The sequence below is a fragment of the Microvirga pudoricolor genome (genome assembly GCF_016892705.1).
Classification (GTDB): domain Bacteria; phylum Pseudomonadota; class Alphaproteobacteria; order Rhizobiales; family Beijerinckiaceae; genus Microvirga; species Microvirga pudoricolor.
Window position 1 is genome coordinate 1 of sequence record NZ_JAFEMB010000016.1, and the last position, 839, is coordinate 839.

At 65.7% G+C, this 839-nt stretch carries 1 protein-coding gene; it reads right to left on the reverse strand.

Features of this window, described 5'->3' with window-relative positions; genetic code table 11:
• Positions 1 to 598 (reverse strand): IS110 family transposase (locus ILT42_RS22690; protein ID WP_204218279.1); only part of this gene is annotated, 598 nt, incomplete at its 3' end.
• Positions 599 to 839 lie beyond the last annotated feature (241 nt).

An 839-nucleotide genomic window follows, 5' to 3' on the forward strand; every position in this document is an offset into this window, starting at 1 on the left:
CCGGCACGCTTTCGATGATGTCCTTCTTGCGCTGCCAATCCTCGTTGGCGCCGATGAGGTGATCGAGGGCCTTGTCGGTCTGGGTCAGTTGATGATCGAGCAGCCGCAGATGATCCTGAATCTGGCTGAGGATCAGGCGGGAGCGGCAGCGCTGGCAGCGGTTGATCTCCTGGGTGCGGGCCTGCAGCAGCTGGCGTCTGCGGGCACACAGAGCCTGGAAGGTTTGCGCCTGAGCGTCGGCGGGCTTGGACGGCGGCGGCTCCATCCGGGCCCCGTAGAGCGCGATCAGGCGGGCATCGATGGTGTCGGTTTTGGCGCCCTGGCCGCAGGCTCGGGCGAAGTCGCGCATCCAGCGCGGATTGATGCGCGCGACCGGATAGCCGGCCTCGTCGAGGGCGAGCAGCGCCGGCAGCTCCAGGCCGCCGGTGGCCTCGATCACGACCAGGGCGGGGGCTCGCGGCGCGAGCCAGGCGAGCAGGGCGGCAATGCCGGGTTCGGTATTGGCAAAGCGGGCGCTGCATCCGGCCGGATGCAGCGCGATGTCGAGCCAGGCTTTCGAGGTGTCGATGCCGGCGACGCAAGCGGTTGCAGAGGTCATGCTGGTGGTCCACAATCAAGCAACCCGGTCTTGTGAATGCGGTCTCTGGCGACCGTGCGACTGTTCGGGTTTTGGTGGCGACAAGCAGGTGGAGAGCCGCGCTCCCCGACGGTGTCAGCAGCACCGAGTTAAAAGCGGTCTTCCACCTGCACGCCATCTTGCCGCATCTGCAAGCAGCGCTCCAATCAACATACAAGTTGAGAAGCCGCCTGTAGACGACCGCGATGACCTTTAGGCTTTC